The organism is Streptomyces sp. NPDC107454, from assembly GCF_055582885.1.
In genome coordinates this window covers 1-25,543 of record NZ_JBVJPA010000041.1, presented here as the reverse complement: position 1 = coordinate 25,543, position 25,543 = coordinate 1, and the positions used below count along the sequence as shown (strand labels likewise).

At 67.9% G+C, this 25,543-nt stretch carries 18 protein-coding genes and 6 pseudogenes; 16 read left to right on the top strand and 8 right to left on the bottom strand.

Going from position 1 to position 25,543, the window contains the following annotated elements; genetic code table 11:
- Positions 1-91: 91 nt before the first annotated feature.
- The 4 genes and pseudogenes from ACZ69M_RS50200 to ACZ69M_RS50185 form a co-directional block, all read left to right on the top strand.
- A pseudogene (locus ACZ69M_RS50200) lies at positions 92-208 on the top strand (IS21-like element helper ATPase IstB); the annotation flags it as partial.
- Positions 209-319: 111 nt separating this feature from the next.
- On the top strand, positions 320-1,399 hold the full coding sequence (locus ACZ69M_RS50195; protein WP_470060394.1) for a MerR family transcriptional regulator: 1,080 nt from the start codon (positions 320-322) through the stop codon (positions 1,397-1,399).
- A 558-nt stretch (positions 1,400-1,957) separates the two neighbouring features.
- Positions 1,958-2,479: a transposase family protein gene (locus tag ACZ69M_RS50190; RefSeq protein WP_470060395.1), complete on the top strand. Its 522-nt coding sequence runs from the start codon at positions 1,958-1,960 to the stop codon at positions 2,477-2,479.
- 53 nt (positions 2,480-2,532) lie between these two features.
- Positions 2,533-2,907: a transposase gene (locus ACZ69M_RS50185; RefSeq protein WP_470060393.1), complete on the top strand. Its 375-nt coding sequence runs from the start codon at positions 2,533-2,535 to the stop codon at positions 2,905-2,907.
- Positions 2,908-2,951: 44 nt separating this feature from the next.
- Here ACZ69M_RS50185 and ACZ69M_RS50180 read toward each other — a convergent pair whose 3' ends face one another.
- On the bottom strand, positions 2,952-3,500 hold the full coding sequence (locus tag ACZ69M_RS50180; protein ID WP_470060392.1) for a DUF4262 domain-containing protein: 549 nt from the start codon (positions 3,498-3,500) through the stop codon (positions 2,952-2,954).
- Between the two features lie 67 nt (positions 3,501-3,567).
- Here ACZ69M_RS50180 and ACZ69M_RS50175 point away from each other — a divergent pair, with 67 nt between their 5' ends.
- Positions 3,568-3,894, top strand: coding sequence for a hypothetical protein (locus tag ACZ69M_RS50175; protein ID WP_470060391.1), 327 nt, complete (start codon positions 3,568-3,570; stop codon positions 3,892-3,894).
- 186 nt (positions 3,895-4,080) lie between these two features.
- On the opposite strand, the gene ACZ69M_RS50170 is transcribed toward ACZ69M_RS50175, so the two are convergent.
- Together ACZ69M_RS50170 and ACZ69M_RS50165 are read right to left on the bottom strand one after the other, a co-directional pair.
- Entirely contained in the window at positions 4,081-4,425 is a 345-nt protein-coding gene (locus ACZ69M_RS50170; RefSeq protein WP_470060390.1) for a hypothetical protein, read from the bottom strand.
- Between the two features lie 17 nt (positions 4,426-4,442).
- Positions 4,443-4,661 carry a hypothetical protein gene (locus ACZ69M_RS50165; protein ID WP_470060389.1) on the bottom strand — a complete coding sequence of 73 codons (219 nt, stop codon included), beginning with the start codon at positions 4,659-4,661 and terminating at the stop codon, positions 4,443-4,445.
- 713 nt (positions 4,662-5,374) lie between these two features.
- On the opposite strand from ACZ69M_RS50165, the gene ACZ69M_RS50160 reads away from it, so the two are divergent.
- The 7 genes and pseudogenes from ACZ69M_RS50160 to ACZ69M_RS50130 all read left to right on the top strand — a co-directional run bounded on the left by ACZ69M_RS50160 (position 5,375) and on the right by ACZ69M_RS50130 (position 14,211).
- Positions 5,375-10,363, top strand: coding sequence for an RICIN domain-containing protein (locus ACZ69M_RS50160; RefSeq protein WP_470060388.1), 4,989 nt, complete (start codon positions 5,375-5,377; stop codon positions 10,361-10,363).
- A 2-nt stretch (positions 10,364-10,365) separates the two neighbouring features.
- Positions 10,366-11,076: a hypothetical protein gene (locus tag ACZ69M_RS50155; RefSeq protein ID WP_470060387.1), complete on the top strand. Its 711-nt coding sequence runs from the start codon at positions 10,366-10,368 to the stop codon at positions 11,074-11,076.
- Positions 11,077-11,259: 183 nt separating this feature from the next.
- Positions 11,260-11,553 (top strand): annotated as a pseudogene (locus tag ACZ69M_RS50150) (transposase domain-containing protein); the annotation flags it as partial.
- Between the two features lie 244 nt (positions 11,554-11,797).
- Positions 11,798-12,163: pseudogene (locus ACZ69M_RS50145) on the top strand (integrase); the annotation flags it as partial.
- 104 nt (positions 12,164-12,267) lie between these two features.
- Positions 12,268-13,086, top strand: a complete 819-nt coding sequence (locus ACZ69M_RS50140; protein ID WP_470060386.1) for an SAM-dependent methyltransferase — start codon at positions 12,268-12,270, stop codon at positions 13,084-13,086.
- 353 nt (positions 13,087-13,439) lie between these two features.
- Positions 13,440-13,795 (top strand): annotated as a pseudogene (locus tag ACZ69M_RS50135) (ATP-binding protein); the annotation flags it as partial.
- 41 nt (positions 13,796-13,836) lie between these two features.
- Complete coding sequence (locus ACZ69M_RS50130) at positions 13,837-14,211, top strand: hypothetical protein (protein ID WP_470060385.1); 375 nt, start codon at positions 13,837-13,839, stop codon at positions 14,209-14,211.
- A gap of 62 nt (positions 14,212-14,273) precedes the next feature.
- Here ACZ69M_RS50130 and ACZ69M_RS50125 read toward each other — a convergent pair.
- Positions 14,274-14,503, bottom strand: a pseudogene (locus ACZ69M_RS50125) (hypothetical protein); the annotation flags it as partial.
- Positions 14,504-14,571: 68 nt separating this feature from the next.
- Between ACZ69M_RS50125 and ACZ69M_RS50120 the strand changes: the two are divergent.
- Complete coding sequence (locus ACZ69M_RS50120) at positions 14,572-15,291, top strand: IS6 family transposase (RefSeq protein WP_470060384.1); 720 nt, start codon at positions 14,572-14,574, stop codon at positions 15,289-15,291.
- A gap of 103 nt (positions 15,292-15,394) precedes the next feature.
- On the opposite strand, the gene ACZ69M_RS50115 is transcribed toward ACZ69M_RS50120, so the two are convergent.
- Positions 15,395-15,991, bottom strand: coding sequence for a hypothetical protein (locus ACZ69M_RS50115; RefSeq protein ID WP_470060383.1), 597 nt, complete (start codon positions 15,989-15,991; stop codon positions 15,395-15,397).
- Between the two features lie 1,021 nt (positions 15,992-17,012).
- Positions 17,013-19,373, bottom strand: coding sequence for a hypothetical protein (locus ACZ69M_RS50110; protein ID WP_470060382.1), 2,361 nt, complete (start codon positions 19,371-19,373; stop codon positions 17,013-17,015).
- Positions 19,374-19,525: 152 nt separating this feature from the next.
- Here ACZ69M_RS50110 and ACZ69M_RS50105 point away from each other — a divergent pair, with 152 nt between their 5' ends.
- The 3 genes from ACZ69M_RS50105 to ACZ69M_RS50095 all read left to right on the top strand — a co-directional run bounded on the left by ACZ69M_RS50105 (position 19,526) and on the right by ACZ69M_RS50095 (position 23,145).
- A complete protein-coding gene (locus tag ACZ69M_RS50105) occupies positions 19,526-19,879 on the top strand; it encodes a CU044_2847 family protein (RefSeq protein ID WP_470060381.1) in 354 nt (117 codons plus the stop codon).
- 15 nt (positions 19,880-19,894) lie between these two features.
- Positions 19,895-22,216 carry a trypsin-like peptidase domain-containing protein gene (locus ACZ69M_RS50100; RefSeq protein ID WP_470060380.1) on the top strand — a complete coding sequence of 774 codons (2,322 nt, stop codon included), beginning with the start codon at positions 19,895-19,897 and terminating at the stop codon, positions 22,214-22,216.
- 416 nt (positions 22,217-22,632) lie between these two features.
- Entirely contained in the window at positions 22,633-23,145 is a 513-nt protein-coding gene (locus tag ACZ69M_RS50095; RefSeq protein WP_470060379.1) for a MarR family winged helix-turn-helix transcriptional regulator, read from the top strand.
- Here ACZ69M_RS50095 and ACZ69M_RS50090 read toward each other — a convergent pair.
- Together ACZ69M_RS50090 and ACZ69M_RS50085 are read right to left on the bottom strand one after the other, a co-directional pair.
- A pseudogene (locus tag ACZ69M_RS50090) lies at positions 23,138-23,620 on the bottom strand (3'-5' exonuclease); the annotation flags it as partial. The gene ACZ69M_RS50095 and the pseudogene ACZ69M_RS50090 overlap by 8 nt on opposite strands.
- A 164-nt stretch (positions 23,621-23,784) precedes the next feature.
- Complete coding sequence (locus ACZ69M_RS50085) at positions 23,785-24,489, bottom strand: DUF1963 domain-containing protein (protein ID WP_470060378.1); 705 nt, start codon at positions 24,487-24,489, stop codon at positions 23,785-23,787.
- Positions 24,490-25,543: the final 1,054 nt, after the last annotated feature.

The window sequence follows — 25,543 nt, the reverse complement described above, 5'->3', positions numbered from 1 at the left end:
GAGCACAGCAAGATAAAGAGTCCACAGCAAGCTAACGAGTACTCAGACAGAACCGTCACGGACGTCGTGGACTCTCCAGCAGGACGGTTAGATAAGCGCGGCCATCGTCGACCGGCTGACCTTCAACGGCGCCATCATCCAGACCGGAACCGAGTCATACCGCCTCGCCCACACCAAGGCCCAGGCCGAGCAAGCCCAGGCCAGCTGAGTGGGAGACCATCGGACGGGGCCAAGCAGAAACCTCGGTTGACCTTCACCTTGGGGGAGCCCACAGCATCAGTGGGGCCGGGCGACGTGCTCGGCATGAGGAGGAACGAGCATGGGGTTGCTGACCATCGGGGCGTTCGCAAAGGCGTCCCGGCTGTCGCCGAAGGCGCTGCGTCTTTACGACGAGCTCGGCCTGCTGACCCCCGCCCGTGTCGACCCGGTGACCGGCTACCGCCTCTACGCACCGGAACAGCTGGAACAGGCCCGACTGGTCGCCTGGCTGCGCCGCCTGGGAATGCCCCTGGCCCGCATTCAACACGTCTGCACACTGGAGGCAGTCGCGGCGGCCCAGGAGGTCCGTGCGTTCTGGGCCCAGGTCGAGGCCGACACCGCCGCACGGCGGGACCTGGCCACCTTCCTCATCGACCACCTGTCCTGGAAGGACCCCGCCATGTCCCCGACCGCCAAGTCCCTGGGAATCCGTTACGCCGCTCTGTCCGACACCGGCCGCGTCCGCGAGAGCAACCAGGACACCGCCTACGCCGGACCCCGGCTGCTCGCCGTCGCCGACGGCTGCGGCAGCCAAGGAGCCCCTGCCAGCGCAGCCGCCATCGGCGCGCTCAAGCACCTCGAAACCGACAGCATCCCGGCCGGCAATCTCCTCAACGTCCTCGAAGACGTCATCGAACAGGCCAAGCAGGCCGTCCACAACATCGCCGGGAGCGGCTCTTCACCCGAAGGCACCGGCACGACACTCACCGCGATGCTCTGGACCGGGTCACAGCTGGCCCTCGTCCACATCGGCGACTCCCGCGCCTACCTCCTGCGTGACGGAGAACTGTTCCAGATCACCCACGACCACACCATGGTCCAGTCGATGGTCGACGAAGGACGCCTCAGCCCGGAAGAAGCCGCCTCCCACCCTCAGCGGTCGCTGTTGGTCCGGGCCCTGGGCCAGGGAGCCGATACCACCCCTGACATGCGCCTCCACGACACCCAGCGGGGAGATCGATATCTGCTCTGCTCCGACGGTCTGTCGACCGTCGTGCCGACCCAAGACATCCGCCGAGTGCTCGCCGAGATCAGCGAACCCGAGCAGGCCGTCCGTGAACTCATAGCCCTCGCCAACGGCTCCGGCGGCCCCGACAACGTCAGCTGCGTGGTCGCCGATGTCATGGAACTCCAGCAGTAGGAGCGAGCGGCATGCACTTCGAGTTGCACCAGATCCGCTCTCAAGAACTCATCCGCGAAGCCGACGCATGCCAACTCGCCCAACAAGCCCGGAGAGCCAAGTCGACTGCCCGAACCATGGCAGCCAGCCCATTGCGACCGACTCCACGGCGGCTGCTGGCCTGGCTCCGCGGGTGAACATCACGCTGCCGACGGTTGAGTGGGACACCGACCACCCGCCCTGTCTCACTCAACCGTAGGCACGGCAAGTCAGAGCCTCACCCTGCCCACAGTTTTCTGGGACAGGACAGCAGGCGACGCCGAAGGCGCTCTTGATGCGGACGTTCCGTCTCTTATCAGAAGCAAACGGGCGGGCCCCGCGGCACCAGAGTGACATCAAAAGTCGGTTCTGGCACAGATCTTGGGGAGTCGTCGCGGAGTGTTACCTCGCTGTTCGATTGCGAGGAGACTGGTCGCGTGAGACCGCGTGCGCCCTGTCGTCCGACGATCGGAAGTGACGCTCCCTCAGGTGTCCGTCGGCTGCTGCCCTGGTCGGTTGTTGACCGTGAGGGTGCTGGTCATGCAGACCGATGCACCGTTCTGGGACTCGCTGGTGTTCGACGGGATCGACGATGTGGACGTCGAGGCGGTGACGGCCGCGTTCGGCACAGCCGAGGTGATGGCGAGAGGTCGTGCGGTAGGGGCGGCGTGTCCAGACTGCGGTCGCTTCTCGGACCGAGTCCACGACCGGTACCAACGCAGGCTGAAGGACCTTCCGCTCGTTGAACAGGGCTTCGTGATCCGGTTGACGGTCCGGCGTTTCATCTGCGGAGTGGCGGACTGCCCCCGTCGGACGTTCGCCGAGAGGTTCTCCCGGCTGGCCGCCCCGCACGCACTGTTCACCACGCGGCTCAACCACGCCCTGGAGCGAGTGGGGCGCGCGCTGGCCGGGCGGGCCGGCGCGCGGCTGGCTGCCCAGCTGGGCTTCGGAGCCGGCCGGATGACCTTGTTACGCAGGGTCATGGCGCTACCGGATCCCCGGTTCAGCACGCCGCGGGTCCTGGGCGTGGACGACTTCGCGATCCGTCGCGGCCAGACCTAACCCTCCGCAGGGCTCCGGCCGGCGCGGCACCGCGGCCGCCGTCTGTGCGACAGGTGACCGGCTGGCTCACTCGGCACCCCACGGCCCTGACCGAGGAAGACAGGGCCGGCCTGAAGGAGGTCCTGGCCCGTTGCCCCGAGCTGGACAAGGTCGCGGGACATGTTCGCGACTTCGGCGAGATGCTCACCGACCGCCTCGGCTCGACACTTCCCACCTGGATCGACGCAGTCGACGCCAGCCAGTTACCCGGCCTCACCGGCTTCGCACTGCACCTGCACCGAGACTTCGACGCCGTGACAGCCGGGCTGACACTGGACTGGAACTCGGGCAGCGTCGAGGGTGCCGTGAACCGCATCAAGAAGATCAAGAGGCAGCTCTACGGCCGAGCCGGATTCGAACTACTCCGCAAAATGATCTTGCTTCAGTAGCCTTCGCGACGATGTTGGTGTGTCGCTAGTCGGCCCGTGCAAGGTCAGAGTTCAGTCGTCCAGATCCCGACAGGATGCTCACTCGGCGGCTGCCACAACTGAGGCTGCGACTGCCGATGCCGTTCCTCAGCCTGTTCTTCCCAGTGAAAACGGTCATCCGCGTCGGGCCACACGACCTGCAGCACAGGGAAAGGAGGTCGTCGGTAGAACCCGATGGCCCGCCCGAAGAAGGTTCGGTACCAGCGGAGGTCAACGTGCCTGAGCGCGACGTGGTGACCGTCGACAACGCCAGGGTGCCTCTGGCCGTCAGCCAGTACAGCGCCCGCGGCGGACTTCTCTCCAATGCTGTTGAGCATGCGGTACATGGCGTGGATATCGAGTCCGAACACGGCGAGCTCAGAAGCGCCGTGGGTGTGTGCGAGGCCGATCGTGTAGGCGAATCCAGGACCGATGTCGTCCTCGGGAACCATGACGACGTGCCATCCGTGCTGCTGCACGTTCTCGATGATCGTCAGATCCATGCGGTTCGCCTCGCCTCGGTCGCCGTAGTCATGGCAGAGGACGCAGCGGCACTGGAACGGATCAGCAGTCATACGCGGAGGCTACGAGGTGAGCGTTTGAGCCGGACAGCCGGGCTCGCGACCAGGAGCACACCCAACCATGACCGCCTTCGACACTTACGGCACGAACACCCACACCGCCAGGCAGCTTGCCGACCTGCTGACCGATCGCCTTGGCACAGTCTTCGTCGAACGGGACAGCGACTACCTGGGCATCTACCTGCTCGCCACCCTCAACGACGCCACCCGCATCCAGGTCCAGCCGAACGCCATACCCGGCGACGACGGGGACAACGACCTCTACGACGAGGAGCACCCCGACCTGCCCGTGCTCCTCCTGGTCACCGCCCCGAGTCCAGACCCCGCCCTCCAAGACCAACTCGCAGGCATCGAAGGACTCGCCAGGCTCACCCCAATGCGATGCTGAAGTCAGAACTTGTCCACAGGTATTGACGATTGCTCCACTCGAGAGGGACACGTCCGCGGCCTGTGGGCTGCGGAAGCCCTTCGCAGCGTCGGGGCAGGACATACGGACGCCGGCCTCGCCCATTCGCGGACCGAACGAGCGGCGGCCCCACCGGGAGAACCGGTGGGGCCGCCGCGGGCAGGCGTGTCAGCCCTCCTGCATCCCCTCGGGCATCAGGTGCGGCGCACGGGCTCCGAGAATGCCGAGCACCTCGTCGAGAGCCGTCCGCCGCAGCTCGGGGAAGAACTTCTCGTCGATCCGGTCCTCCCGGGCCCAGATACCCGCGAGCGCCGCCGCGCACATCTGGGCCAGCACGCTGCTGAAATCCTCGCGCCGCAGGATCTCGAAGATCTCCTGCTCGAACCAGGCGCCGGAGTGATCCTCCAAGTCCATGGCCGCGTCGAGCTGGTCCCCCTCAGGCGCCGTGGGGTCGTTGATGATCGCGAGCAACTGGACCGCCACAGTGGCCTCGGACGGTGGCGTGGTCGTCATCGGCTCAACCCCTCCTCTCAGAAAAGATCTTTGATGCCGTCGGCGATGCTCTCACCGACGCCGCTGCCTATGATGCCGCCCGCGATGCCGCCGACCGCGATGCCGACGGGTCCGAAGGCGAAGCCGATGGACGCCCCGGTCTCGGCTCCGTAGGACGCTCCGGCCAGACCGCCCGCCAGGCCCGCCGCGTCACGCGTCGCCGTGCTGACCTTCTGGTCGCTCGGCGCCGAGGCCACGGCGATCGACCTGACGCTGACGCAGGCCGTCGTCTACGGGCATCGAGTGGCAGAACTCGACACTGGCCTCACCGCCTTCGTGACGCTCCGAGGAGAAGGCGTCCAGCGCCTCATATCGGGCACCCTCGCCTCCGGATGGCAGGTCATCCAAGGCGCCAACCTCTCGCCCTAACCAAGCGATCCACAGGAATTGACAATTGCTCCCAGGGAGTGTGGCGGTATCGCTCTCCGCTTCCGTGTCGTGACGTGCATCACCTGGTGGCGGGTGCGGAAAGTTGCCGGAGGCTTCAGCCGCCATTCCGCTTCACAGAAATCACACAGGCCCCGCATGGGATGCACACGTGAACAACGTATTCCGGAACAGGTCTCGTCTCCCCGGAGCGGTATGTGCATGCACCTGTAGGCCCTGAATTTCCCTGTTCTGTTCACGTATTCCCTGTCTATGGTGAGCGCCGCGTGCGGTGGATCTTGACCAGTCCAGACACACGCGTCTGTCATTCGGCGACCGGGGGAACACCGTCGCCCACGGGGAGGGGCTGCTTCGTCATGCCGTCATACCGGCCGTCCGCGCACGCTGGTCCAGCCTGCGCTGTGCGCCCCTGACTCCCGCTCAGGACCGCTGTTCTCCCCTTGTCTTCGACCGGGCCTGACTACGCCCGCCCCCCTTGAACGAAGAAGGAGATGCTCTGTTGCGCCCCAGACCGTGGTTGCGTATGCCCGGATCACGAAGATCCGGATTCTTCACTCCCGTCGTCACGTCCGTGGCCGCGCTGGCCGTCCTCGGCGGACTGGCTGTCCAGCCCGACCTGCTCGGCCGGGGAGCGGACGCCGATCCGGCGGCTGCCTCGTACGACTGGAATGTGGACACGGCTGCCGAGCAGTTGCGGCAGGACCAGTGCCTCATGGCCGATGTGCTGCGGCTGGGCGGCCCGTCCATGGCCACGACCGCGCAGGACGGCCTGAACCAGCCCGCGGACAAGCTTCATACGCTGGCCGACCGGAAGAACTGGGAGAAGACTCCGCTCGCCACCGCGTACCAGACGGACCGGGACGCGGCGGGCAAGGAACTGGACGCCCTGCATACTCTCCGGGACGGATGGCGGAAGCCGCTGGAGGGTCTGACGAACCCGGCCGGTTTCACCGACACCGACTTCCACTGGCCTCCGGGGTCCCCGGGGGACGGGCAGGAGGACTTCTACGGCCAGACCGGTCTGACGAAGTGGACCGCCGACCGGTTCTGGAAGAACGACGGCGACTTCTATGCCGACTCCACGCCCAGGGCGGACGCGGCGACCCTCAAGGCCGTTGACGACCTGGGCAGCCCTCTCTACGGCAAGGACCCCGACCCTGTCGGGCTGCCGGCCGACGAGTGGAACCGGGCCCTCGCCGAGCGGGACGCGTTCAAGTGGCTGCACGGGGCTCCCGGGGAGAACGCGGGCGCGGACAACGCCCGTATGTTCCTGGCGTCGGGGGGATTTCCCCGTAGCGCCCCGCAGCCGGGCACGGCGGAGTACCGCATCGCGGTCGAGGATTTGAAGTCCCGGTTCGCCGCGTGCGCGTGGCGTGACCCGATCGATCCCGACAACGTGCTGGGTGACGTCTCCGGCACGGCCGCCACGGAGTGGCAGCAGGAGATCGCCTCTCAGGCCACGCAGCGCAACCAGATCCTGAACGCCAGCAAGGACGCCACCAAGTCCCTGGCGGCCGGCGCCAAGGCACTGGGTGACCTGCTGGGGTACTCGTGGGTCGCCGACCACCTCGCGCGCTGGCAGGACTACTGGTCCGCGGGCGGGGCCGGCTGGGTCGGCGACGCCCCGGCGGTGATCGAGGTGCACGCCGCGCAGGGCAAGTGCCTTGACGTCGAGGGTGCGAAGAAGGACAACGGCACCCCCGTCCAGCTGTACACGTGCAACGGTTCGGCGGCGCAGGAGTGGAAGGTCTACGGCGACGACCGGGGGCTGCACCTGCAGAACGTCAACTCCCTGAAGTGTCTGGACGTTTCGAACAACAACCCGGCGAACGGCACGAAGATCCAGATCTGGACGTGCAGCGGCTCCCCGGCGCAGACGTGGGAGTTCAACCTCCGTGCCACCGGCAGCCTGCGCAACGTCGGCACCGACAAGTGCCTTGACCTGCACGAGTACACCAACGGCTACAACTCGTGGCTGTACACGTGCAACGGCACGGGGCCGCAGCAGTTCGACGTCACGCCCTCCGGGCACACCGGCACCGTGCCGCCCAAGGCCCAGTTCGACAAGGCCAAGGCCGGCATCACGGCCGTCCAGACGGCGGCGAAGAAGCAGCTCGACGTCCTCAAGACCCAGCTCGCCGCCGTGAAGAAGGCCGCGACCGCCTCGGACGCCGCCGAGCAGGCCTCCTACATCATCGCCGACACGGGCGGCGCGCCGCGGGGGCGCGGTCTGCTGGTCGGGCAGCAGAAGGCACAGGTCACCCAGGGTGCGGCGGCCGCACTTGAGGCGATGGTGAAGGCCGGCGAGACCGCCGAGGCCGCCACCCGCGCCTCCGGCGGCGACAGCCAGACCATCGCGGAGCGCGCGCTCGCCCAGGCCGCCCAGGTGAAGGCGGAATTCCGCAAGAAGGCCGCCGAGACGGCCGAGTTGCAGGCCAAGGCCGCGACCGACGCCGCGAAGGTGCACCGCGACAACGCCAAGAAGGACAAGGAGACCGCGGAGGCCAAGCTCACCGAAGCGGTGAAGGCCGAGGGCGACGCCAAGGCTGCGGCCGCCGACGCGCACGCCAAGCGGCTCGCCGCCGAGGCCGAGGAGAAGACGGCCAAGGCGGAGAAGGAGAACGCCGCCGCCAGCCGCGCCGAGGCGGCCGAGCACCGCAAGAACGCCGAGTCCGAGGCGACGAAGGCGAAGGACGCCAAGGGCAAGGCCGAGGCCGCGGAGAAGACCGCCGGGGACCGGCGGGACGACGCGGTCAAGGCGAAGGATCACGCCAAGTCCCTGCGGGACGACGCCTGGGACGCCGAACAGAAGGCCGACGCGGCCCGCGCCAAGGCTGACGCCAAGACCGCCTACGCTGACTCCCTGGACTCCGGTGACGCGGCCGACGCGGCCCGCGCCGCCGCCAACGACGCGGACAAGGCGGCCGACGACGCCGAGACCGCGGCGGGCAGGGCCCGCTCCGAGGCCGACGCCGCCACCCAGGCGGCAGCCGACGCGGACGCCGCGGCCACCCGCGCCGAAGCGGCCGCCAAACGGGCCCGCTCCGACGCGGACGCCGCCCAGGCGGACAAGCTGAAGGCCGACGCGGCGGTGAAGACCGCCACCAGCGCGGTCGCCGACGCCATCAAGGCCTCCCAGGACGCCTCCGCCGAGGCCAAGACAGCCGTCAAGCTGGCCAACGAGGCCGAGCAGCACGCCAAGGACGCCAAGACCCAGGCGAACGCGGCGAACGCAGAAGCCGGCAAGGCCCTCGCCGCCGCGGCGAAGGCCGCCGGGTTCGCCCACGTCACCGCCCAGGCGGCCGTGGACGCCGGCGAAGCGGCCAAGCAGGTCGCCAACCCGGCCAACGACGCCATCCAACTCGGCTCCGCCTACGTCGACACCGACTCCGCCGCCGGCCTGGTCGTACTGACCGGACAGGCGTCGAAGACCATCGCCGACCAGCAGCAGGCCGTCGCCGACGCCCACGCCAAGAACGCCGCCGCCGAGGCACAGGCCGCCAAGAACCTCGCCGACCAGGCCAAGGGCGACGCCAAGGAGGCCTACCAGCACGCGGCCAACGCCGCCCAGTACGCGGCCGACGCCCGCACCTACTCCAAGGAGGCCCTCGGCTACGCGGCCGACGCCGCCAAGGCCGCATCCGCCGCCGCGGACTCACTGGCGCGCACTGTCGAGTACGACAAGCAGGCCGCCGAGGACGCCGCAGCCGCCGACAAGGCAGCCGGCAATGCCGAGGGCTACGCCAAGGACGCCCGCGACTCCGCCGACGCCGCCGAACTCGACGCCGAAGCCGCCCGCTCCGCCGCCACCCAGGCCGAACAGGACGCCAAGGACGCCCGAGCGGCCGCCACCCGCGCCGACACGGCCGCCACCGAAGCCGAACAAGCCGCCAAGGACGCCGACAAATACGCCAAGGAAGCCCAGGACGCGGCCGATCGGGCCGAGAAGGCGGGCAAGGCCAAGCAGATCGACGACGGAACCATCACCGACGAGCGCGGCTCCATCGGCAACGTCTTCTACGTCGTCGACCACATCGAGAAGATCGGCGAGCCGGAGGTCGTCACCAAGTCGGGCGGCTGCGACCACTGGTGGGACCACCTCGCCTACCGGGGCAACTGCACGATCACCTCGAAGATCCGGTACAAGGCCGTTCTCAGCCTGTACCTGTGCGCCGCCGAGGGCATCGACCCGCAGAAGCTCATGTGCCCGACCGATGCCACGACGTATCTGGGCGAGGTCAAGACCGACGAACTGTCCCAGGAGGTCACGCACACCATCACGATCGCCGAGTGGCAGGACGGCGTCGATCCCATCGACATCCTCTTCGGCAGCTGGATCAAGTGCGCCCAGAAGTTCACCTCCGGCTTCGAGAGCGGCAGCTGGGGCGGCTGCGCCTGGGCGTCCCTGGACGTCGCGAGCCTCTTCGCGGGCAAGATCATCCGACCCATCGCGGAAGCGCTGCGCGCCGTGGACGCCGCGTTCGCCACCGGCATCGGAGTCCGGGACGCGTTCAAAGCGCTCAAGGCCATCGACGGCATAGACACGGCGGCGGTCGCCGCGATCGAGAGAGAGGTCGAACTCTATGAGGACCTGACGACCGCGTGCACCAGGAACAGTTTCCCTGGCGAGACCCAGGTCCTCATGGGGGACGGAAGCCACAAGGCGATCCGCGACATACGCCTCGGTGACCTGGTCCGCGCGACAGACCCGGAGACCGGCCGGCCGTCGGTCCGGCGGGTGACCGACACCCTGCGGCACGACACCCGGCGGCTCGTCGACATCACGGTGGCCGACGGGAGACTGTCCAGCACGCCTGGCCACCGGTTCTTCGTCGAGGGCCGTGGCTGGACCCTGGTCTCCGCCCTGCACATGGGCGACAGCCTGCGCACGCCGGACGGGACGTTCCGCACCGTCACGGCCGTCAAGGACCGGGCCGGCCTGGCACCCCAGGACGTCTTCGACCTGACGGTCGACGGCATCCACACGTTCTACGTCAGCACCGAAGGCGCCCACCCGCAGAGCGTCCTCGTCCACAACTGCGAGGACATCGTCGCCGACGAGGACATCGAAGGGGCTCACACGATCAGCGAGCACGTGAACAAGACCGACGCCCAGATGGAGGCGAAGGCTCTCGACCCGAGGACCACAGGGGGTGTGGCCACCCGTTGGTTCAATACCGACATCGCCCGGGACGCCGTCAACAAGGCCATGACACAGTGGCTCGAGCACAGCCCGAAGCACCTGAAGGAGCTCACCGATTGGGAGACCGAGCAGGCGCAGAGGATGGGGCGCAAGCTGCCCACGAAGCTCAAGACGATCCGCTGGCAAGTCAGGGACATCGAGACCGGGGGCAAACCACTGGGCCACAAGTGGGTGAAGACCGGCGAAACTGCCCAGAAGAGCGAAGTCACGTCCAAGTGGGTCATCGTGCAGCTGAAGTACATCGGTAAGAAGGTCGCTCAGCACCGGCAGGGCAAGTGGGTCGTGTACACCTCATATCTGGAGGGCTGACGATGGCACACGAGCCTGAGAGCGACGCCGAGGGAGACTTCCTCGAGGGCGTCTACACGACGGACATCGGGCTGACCTGGCTGGCCTCGCAATGGGAGGTGCTGGAGGAGTTCTACAGGAAGTACGTCCAGTCTCACTCTGACGAGGGCCCCGCCGTGGTGTGGCTCAAGATCGCGGAGTCGTCGGTCGACGAGTTCGACCGCTCGAAGGCCGTCCAGCTCGGTCAGGACGTCCAGCGGCTGCTGCGCTCTCCGCTGACGGACGAGACGATCCGCACGGTCTGGCTCGCCGCCACCCACGGGGTCTTCGATCCGGGCGAGTACGGCATGAGCGCCGGCGCCTGGCTGCAGAAGGCCGAAGGGGCATGGCTGGCCCGGGTGCGCCAGAACGATCCCGCGTTCGTCCCCCCGCCGCCGCGACCCGTGGTGGACGAGGAACTTCGGCGGGCCGTCCTCCAGGTGATCCGCCCGGTCGCGGAACAACTGAGCCTCGCAGTCGAGAACCCCCCGTTCGGCACTCCGGTGACCGGCCTCGTCCCCGCGCTGGAGCGGGTGGTCACCGAGTCGTGCGCGGATCTCGGCTACCGGCTGTTCCTGCGCGCCATGAAGGCGTACCACGTACCGGCCGACAGACCGGGTCTCGTCGCCCTCGGTGAGCGGTTCGACTACCCGGAATGGGTCGTACCTGAAGGGCTCAACGACCGGACCGACTGACGCCGTGGCACAGGGGCGGGTGGACAGACACAAGTCCGCCCGCCCCTGTGGTCCGTCCTGGATCCGGCGCCCACGTGCCCCCGTTACCTTTTCCGTGGCCCCGCATTGGGGCGCCTGGCCCCCGGGTCCGGTATGGCTGTGTGCCCCCTGTCGTACGGATGACAATGCCGTTGCTTTTGGGGTGTGCGCGGTGTTGAGCCATGCGTGTTGGTGTCGCGTCTGGAGCAGCTGGGGTTGGGCATCCTGACTCGGTCGTGTCCTGCTGAGCTGGTGGACCGGGTCGTTGCCGAGGCTGGGTGTGCGGAGAAACGCCGACGTGTGCTGTCGGCCCGGTTCACGGTGTACTTCGTGCTCGCACTGTGCCTGTTTCCGCAGGCCGACTACTTGGAGGTCCTGCGGCTGGTGAAGGCCGGCGAGCCGACGCTTCGGCCTTGGGCGGGGGTGAACAAGTCATCTCTGACCCGTGCGAGGCAGAGGCTGGGCTGGCCGGTCACGCGAGAGCCGTCCCGGGCCGTGGCCCGACCATTGAGCCACAGGACGGAACTCTTCCACGGGCTACGGGTCCTGGCCCTGGACGGAATGCTGCTGGCCGTCCCCGACTCTGCGGGTGCCGATAATTCATCCGCCCAGGTCACGGTCTTGACGCCGGCCGTTGGCCGTCCTCGCCGCTCGCCCCCAATATGGTCACGTGCGCAGGGCATCGGCGGCATCATGACCTGTCGTGCTACTGCGCTTGGCCTATCTCGCTGCGACCAACACCCTGGCGCTCCTGCGCCTGCTCCCGATGAGCGACCGCGACAAGGACATCGAGATATTGGCGCTGCGGCACCACCTGCTCCTAGTACGCCCCGACACGATCCTGCGCTGACGTCGCAACCTGCTCAAACGACGCCATGCCACGACCTGCACGCCCAAACGGCGCCAACGACCGCCCACCGTCCGCTCAGTCCGCGCGCTGATCCTGCGCCTCGCCCAAGAGAACTCCTCATGGGGGTATCGCCGGATCCACGGTGAACTCGCGACCAGTGGGCGAAACGTCGCCCACGTCGGGCGTGGGGCTGCCGTCGAACGGCGAGCGGACGTCTGGGGCCGTCCGCCACATGACCGCGGACCGGGCCGCCTGCACAGGGGCCGGCCGGAGGATCCCGCAACGATGCTCAACAGGCGGCGTTGCGAGGGAGAATGGCCGCCATGACGTACGAAGGCTCCTCCATCGACCCGACCAGGCCCAGCATCGCCCGCGTCTACGACTACCTGCTGGGCGGCAAGGACAACTACGCCGTGGACCGTGAGATCGGCGACGTGTTCAAGCGCGACCTGCCCGGTTCGGTGGCCATCGCCTTCGCCAACCGCGCGGCCCTGACCCGGGCGGTCGGGGAGATCGCGAAGACCACCGGCATTCGGCAGTTCATCGACCTGGGCAGTGGTCTGCCGACCGCCGACAACGTCCACCAGGTCGCGCAACGGCACGCCCCCGAGTCACGGGTCGTGTACGTCGACACCGATCCGCAGGTGCTGGTCCACGGTCGGGCGCTGCTGGAGAAGAACAACCGGACCCGGGTCGTCGCGGTCGATGTGCGCAACCCCGAAGGCATCCATACCCACCCGGACACCCTGGAAATGATCGACTTCGGTCGTCCCGTGGCCGTCATTTTCAGCGCCATCCTTCACCACGTCAACGATGAGGAGGACCCGGCCGGCATCGTCCGGTACTGGCGCGACCAGGTACCCTCCGGAAGCTACTTCTTCGTGAGCCACTTCCGTTCCGGCAACAACCCGGAGACGGCCGAGGCCGAGAAAGTCCTCCAGGAGACGTTCGGCCGCGGCCGGTGGCGCACCGACGCGGAGATCGCCTCCCTGCTGGACGGCCTGGAGATCCTCGAACCCGGGATCGTCCCCGCACCCCTGTGGCGTCCTGAGGAGGTCGACAGCCCATGGAACAGCGGTGAGGAACGGGAACTCACCGTCTGGGAGCGCCTCATCGCCGCCGGACTGGCCCGGAAAGCCTAGCCATGATTCCCCGGTGACGATCGCCGGACAGTTGTCAGGTGGCGTATCCGCGCGACCGGGACATCACCGGGACCACGTCGTCCGGCCTGGTGCACTTCGTCACGAGCGGCGCTCCCAACGGGCCGGGCCTGCCGACGTGAGAAACTCCATCCATGGTCTGTGACCTGCAGATTTTCGCGAATGGTCAGTGGTCGCCAGAGGGGTGTGTCAGGTCGGTGGATCGTGCTGTTGCGACTGTGCGGGTGTCGATAATTCATCCACCCAGGTCCCAGCCTTGATTGCCTAGCGGCGAGCCACGCATGCCGACCTTTGATTGTCTTCCCGCGGACCAATGCGGACGGCGTCATGATCTCTCGAGCCGTATCCTCGCTGAGCTCGCCGGCGGCCACGCGGATCGCACATGGGACAAGTGGATGCGCGAGATCATCCGGCCCACCCGCTCATCCTCGACGACTTCGCCATGCGTCAACTGACCGCCCAGCAGGCCGATGACCTTTACAAACTCGTCTCGGAGCGGCAGGGCCGGTCTGTGATCATCACCAGCAACAGCGCGCCCAGAGACTGGTATCCGCTCTTCCCCAACCCTGTCGTGGCCGAGTCGCTCCTGGACCGGCTGATCAACGCGATCCATCAGGTGATCATGAACGGGCCCAGCTACCGCCCCAACAAGCGGCCCAGGAACCCCACCGACAAGCCGCCAGCCAGATAGGCCAGGGCTCTCTCATCCGGCCCCATGAGAGAGTCCTCCCCATGATCGAGACCTGGGTCTTCAACGACGGCGCCGCGCCGGCAACAGCCTCCGCGGCGCCGCAAATGCTGCGTGACCGGATCGCAGCCGGCCGGCTCGAGACCTGGATCCGTAGTTCCCGCGGCCGCTCCCTTGGCATCATCAGCAACACCTCCCGCGCGCTCGCGATGCTGCTCGACAGCGAAGACGATCCTGGCGAGCACGCCATCAGCCCGGCAGCCGACGGTTCCAGCACGGGCTTCGTGCTGACGAACGGGCAGCACGACGAGTATCCCGACGAGGACACCGTCCCCCTCACCGAGGCTCTGCGCATCATCGCCCACATCCTCGACACGGGTCTTCCACCTGTTGACGCACCTTGGTCGATCGACCGCTGACAGCCGACCGCCTGGGGAATTGCCTGGTCACAACCCCTGGGGAATTACACCGTCGTTGACATGTGGAACTCCGAGTGGTGCCATCCGCAGCACTGTAGGAGTGGTAGCGCCGCATGCGGGGGCGGCTCACCAGGTCGTGGAACACCTCGATTAGCCCGTAGAAGGTGTCTTCGTCCCACGTCTCCGGTGTCAGAGGCTACAGATCGGGGATGCCCAGGCGCCTGTCGATCACCTCGGAAGCGTCTGGCAGTTCGCTGCCATCGTCGACGCATTCCTCGCCGAACACCTCAACCGGCACTGTCACGTTGGCTGGCAGGGTGGGATGATCTTCTGGTTGATCATGCTGGAGGGGGATGGCCCGTGGGGAACGTATCGCCGTCGTACAAGGGGCACCGGTACCCGGTCGAGGTCATCTCCCACGGCGTGTGGCTGTATCACCGCTTTCCGCTCAGCTTCCGTGAGGTGGAGGAGCTGATGCTCGAGCGCGGTGTGATCGTCTCCTACGGGACGGTCCGCCGCTGGTGTGTGAAGTTCGGGCAGCAGTACGCCAACGCACTGCGCCGCCGACAGCCCCGGCCCGGCGACAAGTGGCACCTGGACGAAGTCTTCATCAAGGTCAACGGCAAGCAGAAGTACCTGTGGCGGGCCGTCGACCAGGACGGCTACGTGCTCGACGTCCTTGTGCAGAACCGGCGCGACAAGGCCGCAGCCAGGCGCTTCTTCCGTCGCCTCATGAAGAAGACGGGTGCGGTGCCGCGGGTGGTCGTCACCGACAGACTCCGCTCCTACGGCGCCGCCCACCGCGAGGTCATGCCCTGCGTCCAGCAGCGGCAGTCGAAGTACCTGAACAATCGGGCGGAGAACAGCCACCAGCCAACGAGGCAGCGCGAACGCGCGATGAAGGGCTTCCGTTCCGTCGGTGGGGCGCAGCGGTTTCTGTCCGCCTTCAGCGGCATCTCACCCCACTTCCGGCCCCGCCGCCACCAGATGACCGCACACAACTACCGAGCCGAGATGACCATCCGCTTCGCGATCTGGGAACAGATCACCGGCGCCGTCGGCCTGGCCACCACGATCTGAGCACAGGCCCCGAACCGGGCCCAACCACTCCCCGACGCACCGTCAGACACCCACGCGCCCAACAACGTGACAGCGCCCGGCCGATCCCTGCCACCCCCGTCGTCTACGGGTCCGGCAAGGGGCTCTCAGTGTTCCGGACCTCAGATACCGCAGGCCTGCTCAGCAGGCTGCCAGCTGCGGCTGACCCCATCAGTACTTCTTCGAAGTCACGCACCCACTGGCGAAGCATCCGATGGGTAGCGCTGCTCCACTCCCAGAGGAAATCGATCATGTCGTCCGGGGCAGTTTGAGGATTCCGCTGCGGCCTTCCCCGGGCAAGAAAGCGGTCCTCGAACCGCCGGCGTGCGTACACGTCCCCGGTCTGCTCAAACCAGCCCAGGGCAACAAGAGCCAGCGTCTGCCCCGCATATTCGGCGAGGGCAAGCTGATTCCGCTCGGACGCCTCCTTGCCCACGGCGAGCAGGATCGCGCGGTAAAGGTCCGGGGAGAGCATTGGGACATCGCGATGTTCTGCGGCACGCGGAACTGCCGCCCCTGCCAACGGCCTTGGTCGGACCCTGATGCCGATGAATGAGGCCAGCAGGCGTCGCGCCAGCGGCAGCTGGCGCTGCTGTTCCAGCGTAGGGGGGCGTCGTCCCGGCGCCTGCACGCCGAGCGTGGCGGCGACGATCCGATGAGGCAGTGAGGGCCGGGCTGTCATGCTGTCTCCCCGCCTTCCCCCGTCGGCATGCCGCCTTGCGACGTCGCCTCATGGCGGCGTACATCACCTGAGGTGGTTGGCGCTTCATCGGCAAGCAGCCGCGGAGTCGGTGGCAGGACGCCCTCGCCCGCGATGCGTCTTGGTGACGGCTCTTGCCGTGAAGCGGCGGCCGGCTGAGGAGGGGACGGTGCGGCAGAAGGCAGTGGCGCAGCCGGGGCCTCGAGAGGGTGTGCTTGCAGCGGGCTCCCCTCGGGTGGGGCGGAGCCGGTCAGCGCCTCGTTCAGTGATGGGATGCGGCACAGTTGGGTGAGAATCGTTGGCGCCGACATTCCGATGACGACGGCAGCATAGGTGCCGGTGATCTGCCCGCCCGCCCCCATGGCCCAGGCCCCGCCCGCTCCCATGAGCGTGTGCAGCACTCCTGCGACGGGATCGGCTACCGGGTCGAAGTACTGCCCGAACCTTGGCGATTGGCTTTCAGTGTCGGGTGGCAGCCGCCGGTAGACGCGGCGATCTGCCTGCCAGTCCTCAAACCGGGCAAATATGTCGACCAGGCAACGCAGGGCACCCCCTGCCGCTCCCAACAACAACAATGTCGGCGCGTCCACGACCCCCCCCTGGGACAACGCCCGCATGTCGTGCGGAGCCGTCCGCTTGGAGCCTAGCGGCCAAAGAGCCCCGAAGAGCCCTGGCTTGGACTGCCGGGTCTCCAGGTCCGGAGAGGACGGTGTCCCGGGCCTCATCTTCCCCAATCTCCAGCATCTTCGGATCATCGCCGGCTCCAACGTCTCCTGCGATCTGCCCCCTTCTCCGGCCTCTCCCGAAAGTGCACATTTCCCGTGCAACGCTGACCGCATGCATGCCATCGGACTGGAGGAGTTCGCTCCAGACCAAATCACGCTGTTTCCCCGTCCCCGGCACCCTGTGCCCCAAGCGACGGCAGAAGCCCCGCCCTGATCAAGCCGACAGCCGGTGGTTGCCCCAGGAGACCCAGGGGGCTCGCGGGTGCTGGTTACAGCAGCTACGGGGCAAGGCGGGCCAGCATTCTGGCGCGCTCGATGGCGAGGGTGGGGTCGGCCTGGTAGTCGTCGAAGCCGAGGATCGGCGTGAAGAGGGGGTGACGCGCGGTGCGACCGTATGCCAGGGGGTCCCGAAGCGGCGCCCGGTCGACTTCCGGGCCCTCATCGCCACCAATGCGGACAGCGCCGCCGATGGGGTCCGTCTCACGCCACAGGTTCCGCCAGACATCGATCTCCAGGTGGAGACGGTTGAGATGCAGGGGACCGAAGTAGGCCGGGAAGTAGCGCCCGTAGATGCGCGTCAGTGGACAGCCGTATGTCAGGAGAGCCACCCTGCGGCGCTGCTCCGGACTCATCTGCAGGGCAGCAGCAGCTACCCAGACAGATCCCTGTCCGTGGGCGGAGAAGATCAATCGTCCACCGGTCTCCCGCATCCATGCCGTGGCCCGCCACTGCAGATCGGGCACGGTCCGCTCGGCAAGGCACGGTGGCCCGAACGGGTGGGCGGCGCGCGGCCAGAAGGTGGCGATGTCCCACAGCAGTCCGGCGGACCGGCGACTGGCCGGGTACTGGTAGGCGAGGCAGCCGAGGGCGAACAGGCCGACGACGGCAAGGAGGAAGAGCCATTCGGCGAGCATCTTGCCCAAAGCGACGGAGGCATCGTCTCGGGTGAGTACGTCCAGCAGCGAGGGGGCCGCCCATGTCGCGACCGCACTCGTGCCGAGGCTCAAGGCGGCCGCAACAGCGAACACACCCAGCAGCAGCGGCAGATGATCCGTGCTGTGCGCTGATGCCCTGGCCCGGGTGATCTCGAAGGTCCGCTCGAGGTCCGGAGGCTCCCCCGGGTAGTCCCGTTCCACGTGGTATCTCAGCCGACGCGCCATGAGCAGCCGGTCAGCCCACAGGAAGCACGTCGACGCGGCACCGGCGAGCAGCATCACCACGAATCCCCATATCGAAGCCTCCAGGAAAGCAGGCGGCCCGGTGACAGGGTCGGTGGTGCCGTCGAAGAACTCGGCCGCCAGCAAGGCCTGGCCGGCAGTGAGGGCCACACCGGACCAGACCGCGAGGAGGAGGACAGCCGGTCCGCCGAAGCCGCGCAGAATCCCGTGGTAGGTCCGTTCCCGGCGTATCAGGAACACGCAGGCGATGCACAGCGCGATGACGAGAGCCGCCTCGGCGGCAAGGATGCCGCCGAAGATGAGGGACGTGCCCGGCAGCCGTCCGGACGGTGTCCATCCCTCGCGTGCCCATCCCGCGTACAGGAAGGTCCCTGCCACGAGCAGGGCGCCTCCCCGGGCCAGCAGCCTCGGAAGCGCGGTGGCCCTCTCATCGAGTCGGCTTTCACTGCGTTCGGATGTGATGACGACAAACAGCGCCAGCACGGCAACCAGCGCCACCAGGGCGGCCAGGAACCACCCAATAGCGGGAAGCAGCCCGAAGCCGTGGTGCCGGTCGCGGTCCAGACAGGGGATCAGGACGAACGCGCCGACCGTGCACAGGCCCAGCGCGACGTGCGCCCGGCGCAGCCTGGCCACCTGCTGTTTGCCGTACCAGAAGCCGGGCCGGGACAGAGGCTCGCCGCCACCCGGATCGCCGTCGAAACGCCCGTCGGCGAACGGCATGAGCGGGCGCAGGACTTCGGTGCGCCGCCAGGTCCGGCGTCCCAGCACGGCCAGACAGGCCAGCACGGCCAGGGGCAGCATCGCTCCCAGCACCAGTCCGCGGCCCGGCGTGGCCTGCCACCAGCCGTCGCCCTGTGCGTTCAAGAAAGCCAGCCAGGTGTGGTCCTGTGTGCAGGCCGCGGAGTTGCCGCACTGCCAGAACACGAGGTCCATGGAGACTTCTGCATAGGTGGCGACGAGGTGCACGGTGAGGACGGCTGCGGCCAGCCGGACGCACACGTTGTAGCAGCGGGAGGCGGGCCTCGCTGTCCGGGGTTCGGCGGGCCGCACCCAGTGCGCCAGGTTGACCAGCAGCAGCGGCAGCAGGAGCAGCCACAGTCCGCGGGCAGCCGCGCTGCCCGTCTGGGGGGCCAGCAGGTAGGCCTCCGGAACGCTGTGGCGTCCGTAGTCCTCCGGTCTGCTCTCGGCGTCGGCGTCCTCCGCGCGCCGGTGGATGCCGGCCACGCGGTCTCCGAGGATCCGGCAGGTGCGCGGGTCGCCCAGCACATCGTGCGAGGGCGTGGCGTATACGCCCGACACCAGGATCTCGAGTGTGGGTACGGCAGGCCGCTCGGCCGAGGAGCGCAGCGGGGCCCAGCTCTCGCCGATGACGGGCTGTTCCTCGGACCCTGTGATGCGAGGAGTCGGCCGCTTCTCGCCTGGCCCTGCCTGTTCGCCGGGCTGTCGCTCCTGCGTCATCAACTCCCCCTCGGTCGTGTCCGATTCGCCGACCTCCTCCCCTGCACCGTGTGGCATGGCTACTCTGCCGCACAGGAATCCATCGGGGTAAGGGGGTCGGAATGGAGACGGGGGTTGTTCTGACGGAGGTCGCTCTGCCGGGTGGTGCCCGCATGATGGTTCAGGCCGTCAGCGTGGCCCCGGGGCGCGGGGCGGCCCCGGCACGGGCCGGTGAGGCGTTCGAAAACTCCGTCGACGAGGAGGTCGGCTTCTTCAGCCACGGGCTGGGGCAAGTGACGGAGGCTCTGGGATCGTTCGCGCAGGCGATCACCGAAGCCCTGAGCCAGGCCAGGCCGGACCGCGTCACGGTGGAGTTCGGCTGCCAACTGGGCGTGGAGCCGGGCGGGTTGATCGCGCTGATCACCCAGGCCGGGGTGGATGCCAACCTCAACGTCACGCTGGAGTGGGAGAGGGCTCCGGCCGGCAGTGCGGCACCGTCCGCGCAGGGCTCCTCTTCCGCGGGCTGATCTGCGGAGCCGAAGATGGCGGATGCACCGACGGGCTGGGGGCGCCTGCCCTCCGCTCTGAGCCGCAGAACGCTCGCGCTCAGCACCACAGGACGCCGCGGGGACACCGGATACGGCACCGGCTTCTTCGTAGGCCCCGGCCTGGTGCTGACCTGCGCGCACGTCGTGTGCCCGGACGGCCGGCCCGCGGCCACGGTCGACGGCTTGTGGCAGGACGGCGACGGCGAACAACACCGGCTGTCCTTCCTGCCGGTCGCCGACAGCGACGTGCGGCCTTTCGCGGGCGGAACGGGCGCCGATCTTGCCCTGCTCCGACTGCCGACGCTGTCGCAGGAACACCCCTGCGTCGCCCTGTCCCGCGGGCCGGGTGACCTGGAGCCGGGCAAGAAGCTGCACGTGTACGGCCATCCGCGGCATGCCTATTGGGGTGGCGATTCCTTCGATCTCTCGGTGGTGGGGGTGTCGCGGCACCGGGCGGGCGCAGTGCTGGTCAAGGCGATCGGATCCGAGGTGTGGGGCGGGGTCAGCGGCGCTCCGGCCATCGACACGGAATCCGGGTGCGTCGTCGGGGTCGTGCGGGCCAAGCAGCCCGCGGAGGGTACCGGGCGCGAGTACGAGTCGCGGCTGGTGCCAGCCCCGGTGGTGTGGGACTCCTTTCCCGAACTTGCCCAGGCGCAGCACCTAGGCCTCCCGCAGCTGGACGAGTGGCTCGACCTGCTGTCCGACTCCCAGCTCCAACAGGCCAACTGGCGCTGCTCCGGGCCCGACATGACCGACTACATGACGCTGGTCCGCGAGGCGACCGAGCACAGCGGCTACCTGGAGGCCCTGGCCGCCTCCCTACGCGCCCGCGGAACCGCTCCGCGCATGGGCGACATCTACGTGCCGGTGCGGGCAAAGCCCGGACACGACAACGAGTCGCCCGCCTCACGCTGCATGCCGGTGGAATCGTCCGCTCTGGCGGGCGGAGCCCACATCGTCGGCGGGCCAGGCACCGGCAAGTCCAGCCTGCTGCGGGCGGTGGCCAGGGACGTCGCCGAGCAGTGGCTGAACGGGAGTCTGAGCGACTACGTCCCGGTGTACGCGGCCGCGCCCATCCTCGCAAGCAGTACCGGTCCCGGTGGTCACTGGGACCCGTTCGCCATGCTGGAATCCGCCGTCGCAGCCGACCTGCGCCCCGCCCTGGCCCTGCAGCCGGGCAGGACCAGCAAAAGCCCGCTGGCACAAGCCTTCGAGGATCCGCCCTTCCCGGCCCGCAAGTGGCTCGTCCTGGTGGACGCGGTCGACGAGGTCCAGGACGGGCAGCTGCGCGACCTGCTGGAGGACGCACTGACCAAGTACGCCAGCACCCCGCATCTGGCGCTGGTGGTCACCAGCCGCGAGTGGTTCTGGTCGCGCGGGATCGAACAGGCAGGCCTGGAGAGCCTGCGCCTGTGCCGGCTCAACGAGAGCATGCACCGGGCCCTGGTGGCCAAGTGCCTCGCCGCCTTCCGGCTGTACGACGAGGACGCGGTGGAGGACTTCCTCCGCGAACTTGCGGCACGGCGGCTCACGGACCTCGCCATGCAACCGATGTTCTGCGTCGCCCTGTGCCGGGTGTTCGCCGAAGCCGGCCAGCGAGCCCTGCCCGCGGGCCGCGGAGCGCTGTTCGACACGCTTACCGACATCATGCTGGCCGGTGCCGCCCGACGGGAGAGCGCCGTCGACGTCCGGCCGGAACGCCTGCGCGAACTGCTGATGACCCATGCGGGCGAGCGGGAGCGCCCCAACCAGGTGCCCCTGTCCCTGGACAGTCTCATCGACCACCTGCTGGACCGCGAACGCCCGGCCTCGTCCAAGGCGCGGTGGAGCGAAATGGTCCGCGCTCACCTCTACGGCTCCGGCCTGCTCACCCCCAACTCCACCGACGAACAGCCCTTCTCACACCAGCTCCTGGCCGCCTATTTCTCGGCCCGCTACTGGGGAGCACGGCATCCGCAGCCCGGCCCGGACCACGTCCGCGAGATCGCCGTGAACTGCATGAAGAGCCACACCGAGGACCATGCCCTGTTCTGCGCGGAGCACATCATGACGAGCGCCCCCGACGTCGTAGCCGCACTCCTGACGTCCTGGCCCAGAAACCGCCAACGCCCCGTCGCAGTCATGACGGCCAAACTCGTCCGCGGCGGCGCGCCAGTCCCCAAGAGCCTGCTCGCACACACCCTCAAGACCCTGACCCGGTGGGCCGCCAAAGCGGACAGCCCTGGCCCGTCCCGGACAAGCCCCTCCCTGCCGAACGAGCCCGGCTGGCCGCAATGGGCGGCCGCCCAAATCACCTTCCTCGAACAGCAGTTGTAAAAGGCTCGGCGGCTGCGTTGCTCCAAGTCAGGTGCCGTGCCGTGCCGATCAGAGCTACGCCGCACCAAACGCGTGGATGCCGTACGCCCTCGTCGGGCGGCTGCCGACCCTGATCTGAGGGCGTTCACGAGGGTGTGGAGGGCGTCGATGCCGCCAGCGTCGATCAGGACTTCACAGGGCCTATAGGCGTACTCACGGGACCTGCGGCAGTGCCGTCTCTCCAGTCTGCGAGATCACACGTCAGGCGCCTTTGAACGGCTGCCCAACCGCATCTGATTGGAGCCCTTCATGGCTGTCCTCTGCCAGCTCACCGAGCTCGGTGAATTCCGGCTCGCTCCCCGGCCCATGCCGGCGTGCGAGCGCTCGATACTCGACGCCGCTCCTGCGCGACGGAACACACACGGCGGGTGGGTACGGTGAGCCGGACGCCGGATACCGAGACGGACCCGATGCCGGGGCCGGTGCGCACGGGCCGCCTCAGTTTCGAAATCTTCTCGCTGGCCCGTACCCACCGGGCCTATGCGGGCCAGCTCTTGCGTGATCTGGGTCTGTACTCCGGGCAGGAACTGCTGCTGATGCAGTTGCTGGAACGGGACGGGCAGACCCAGTCTGAACTGCTTGCCGCTGCGGGGCTGGACCACTCCACGCTCTCGAAGTCCCTCAAGCGGATGCAGGAGGCCGGACTGCTGCGTCGTGAACAGGCAGAGCACGACCGGCGGGCGATGCGCGTGTGGCTCACCGACAAGAGCAAGGCGATGCGCGGGCCGCTCGAGGACATGTGGTCGAGTCTGGAACAGGCATCCGTGCGCGATCTCGACGAGCGGAGCATCGAAGAGTTCATCGCCACCAGCGAGGCCATCAGCCGAGCCATCATCCAGCGCCACGAGACCACCCACACCACCGGCCCCTCCCCCGCAGGTCTCACCTGAGGGGCGGACGGTCGTGGCCGTGAGCCGTTGAACACGTTCCGTCGGGATGCTCGTTGATCCAGGACAAGCCACCGAGGTCCAGTCGGTGGCGTGTGCGGGTGACCGCCACGTAGGCCAGGCGGGCCTCGCCGTCGTTGATCGGGCCCGGTGCACTGCTGCTCGTGCCGTCCGGCTGGGCACGGGCTTGGGGCTGGGTGAAGTCGTCGGCGATTTTCACGCGGGCCCATTCGCGGCCCTTGGCCCTGTGAGCAGTGGAGACGGTGACTTCGGCCTGCTGCTCGGGAACGAGTTGAGCAACAGCGGCGAGGACGACGTCCGTGCCGTAGGTGTCAACGAGGCCGACCAGGGGCTGCAGGTCGCGTCCGGCCGGGTCGTGGGCGGCGTAGTCCTGCAACTCGCCCCAGGAGGGAAACAGGACCAGTTCGGGGTGGACGGTGCGGCGGCCCTCTTTCAGCTCGCGGGCGGCCAGCGCCAGAGTGGGGTTCTTCCATCCTGCTCAGCTGTTCCCACCGGTTCCCTACGTGTTCCGGTGGGAACCGTTCGCCATCCAGGGGCTGTTCTGCGTGCGACATCACGCCTGACATCTCAGTAACGGCGGACCCAGGTGCGCCCGCACGGCCCATGGCTCCCTGACTTCGGTCAGGAGTCTTGTACGAGCAACCGACCCTGCGTGGCGTCCGGCGAGACGAACGCGAACGCTGTAGGCGCAGCGCCGAGATTGAGGTAGAACGGCTGGAAGTTCGGGCTCAGCTGCAACGTCAGCTTCCAGGGGCCGCCGTCAGGCCAGTCATCGCCTTGAAAGAACGCGGGCGTTCCACCGATCTTGTCGCCGCTGATCTGCTCCCAGTAGTGATTGTGATCGTCGGGCGGCAGCCTCCCGTGGTCGTGCTGAGGACGGAAGTCGGGGTCCTTGTCCGGCTGGAGCCGGACGGTGTACTCGGCGTCGGACCCATCCTCGACGTGGTACAGGGTGGGCCCGGTGGCCATCGGGAGCGTTGAACCGCCGTAGACACCACCCGGCTGCACGATGACCGCGTTCGCGCCCTCATCGGGAAACGCGACGTCGGGGTCGAAGAACGTCTCGTCGCCGTGCTCCGCGTGAGTCACGAAGACGTACGCCAGCTTGCCTCGCCCCGCGTCGCCGAGCACTGCCCCGAGCTCGATCTGGCAGATGAAGCGCATCGGCTCATCCCATGCGTCGTTGACTGGCCACTGTGACTCAAAAAGCCACACCGGCTGGCCCCCGAACTTGGTGACCGGGGCGGTGATCGGCACTGAGGCGGGAACGAACGCCTCGATCCTCAACGTCGGAACCATAAGCACTCTCCTCGTCGTGACGGTCAAGGAGGCGAGGGTGCCTCGTCAGGCCGGATTGCCGACTCGTTGATACAGACACATTCGAACTGACATTCAAAATATCATTGCCGCTTGCCGATCCGCTTGAGCGCAGGCAGACACCCAAAGCGAAATGGGCACTTCCACACACCGCTCCAACGAGTGATCCGCACGTCTTCGACGTGGTCGGCAAAGCGGACGATGCCCGCCTGACGGCTCGCCAGCTGCCCGTCTCCGGTCCGGAGCCCGAGGGACGGCCCGGGCGTGCGGGCGCGCTGTTCTCCATCCCGGTGCAGGTTCGCGTTTCGAGTGTCCCTTTGTTGTTGACGGCGGCCCCTGTCCGACCCAAAGGCCAGCACGGTGAGGCGAACAGATGTCCTGTCGCATGGAACCTGTCGGATTCTCACTCGTTCTCGTTCGTGCCGGCGGATTCTCGTCGCCCCGCGTGGCTGGCGCCGTGCGGGGCCAGCACGCGCAGCCCACGTGTCCTTTCGTTTCCGGTGGGCAGGTTCGCGGCCGTTCGCGTACGCCGTGACCAGTTCGTATCGCCCCCAGTCTGGCTATCACCAGGAGGCAGGCTGTGGAGCACCCAACCGTGAGACCTCTGGTTGGCCGGATGGTTCGCCGGACGTGAGTCGCGGCCTTCACAATGGGGTCAGGATCTCTCACGTCGAGGACCAGTAAGCGGGCGCCAGCGCCGATCTCCTCGACGACCCCCTGTCCGAGCCTGGGGTCGCGGGCGCCGGACCGCGGATTCCATAAGGAGTCGGACGGCTTCAGGGGCGGTGCGGCAATAGGGGGAAGGGGTGCGGGTGGCGGGCGCTGTCTGAAGGTGATCGATGGCGGTATGCACGCGTGAGCATGGGGTGGGGCTGCCGGACGAGGCGGTCCAGTGCGGGCAGGGTGAGCCACTGGCCTGCAGGCCGAGAGGGCGCTTCAGCAGGAGGTTCGCCAGCGGGCGGGCCGTATTAAAGAGCGTTTTGTCCTGGCGAGGTTGTTTGGTTCGAGGTTCAGGTGTCGCGCCAGTTCAGGGTGGATTCGCGGGTGAGTCTGCGGCTTATGA

Excerpts from the sequence above, each read along its gene's own strand:
- ACZ69M_RS50100 (WP_470060380.1), top strand. The coding sequence starts at position 19,895 with ATGGCGGATGCACCGACGGGCTGGGGGCGCCTGCCCTCCGCTCTGAGC.
- ACZ69M_RS50130 (WP_470060385.1), top strand. The coding sequence starts at position 13,837 with ATGATCGAGACCTGGGTCTTCAACGACGGCGCCGCGCCGGCAACAGCC.
- ACZ69M_RS50115 (WP_470060383.1), bottom strand. The coding sequence starts at position 15,991 with ATGACAGCCCGGCCCTCACTGCCTCATCGGATCGTCGCCGCCACGCTC.
- ACZ69M_RS50180 (WP_470060392.1), bottom strand. The coding sequence starts at position 3,500 with ATGACTGCTGATCCGTTCCAGTGCCGCTGCGTCCTCTGCCATGACTAC.
- ACZ69M_RS50110 (WP_470060382.1), bottom strand. The coding sequence starts at position 19,373 with ATGACGCAGGAGCGACAGCCCGGCGAACAGGCAGGGCCAGGCGAGAAG.
- ACZ69M_RS50195 (WP_470060394.1), top strand. The coding sequence starts at position 320 with ATGGGGTTGCTGACCATCGGGGCGTTCGCAAAGGCGTCCCGGCTGTCG.
- ACZ69M_RS50155 (WP_470060387.1), top strand. The coding sequence starts at position 10,366 with ATGGCACACGAGCCTGAGAGCGACGCCGAGGGAGACTTCCTCGAGGGC.
- ACZ69M_RS50140 (WP_470060386.1), top strand. The coding sequence starts at position 12,268 with ATGACGTACGAAGGCTCCTCCATCGACCCGACCAGGCCCAGCATCGCC.
- ACZ69M_RS50105 (WP_470060381.1), top strand. The coding sequence starts at position 19,526 with ATGATGGTTCAGGCCGTCAGCGTGGCCCCGGGGCGCGGGGCGGCCCCG.
- ACZ69M_RS50175 (WP_470060391.1), top strand. The coding sequence starts at position 3,568 with ATGACCGCCTTCGACACTTACGGCACGAACACCCACACCGCCAGGCAG.
- ACZ69M_RS50170 (WP_470060390.1), bottom strand. The coding sequence starts at position 4,425 with ATGACGACCACGCCACCGTCCGAGGCCACTGTGGCGGTCCAGTTGCTC.
- ACZ69M_RS50190 (WP_470060395.1), top strand. The coding sequence starts at position 1,958 with ATGCAGACCGATGCACCGTTCTGGGACTCGCTGGTGTTCGACGGGATC.
- ACZ69M_RS50160 (WP_470060388.1), top strand. The coding sequence starts at position 5,375 with ATGCCCGGATCACGAAGATCCGGATTCTTCACTCCCGTCGTCACGTCC.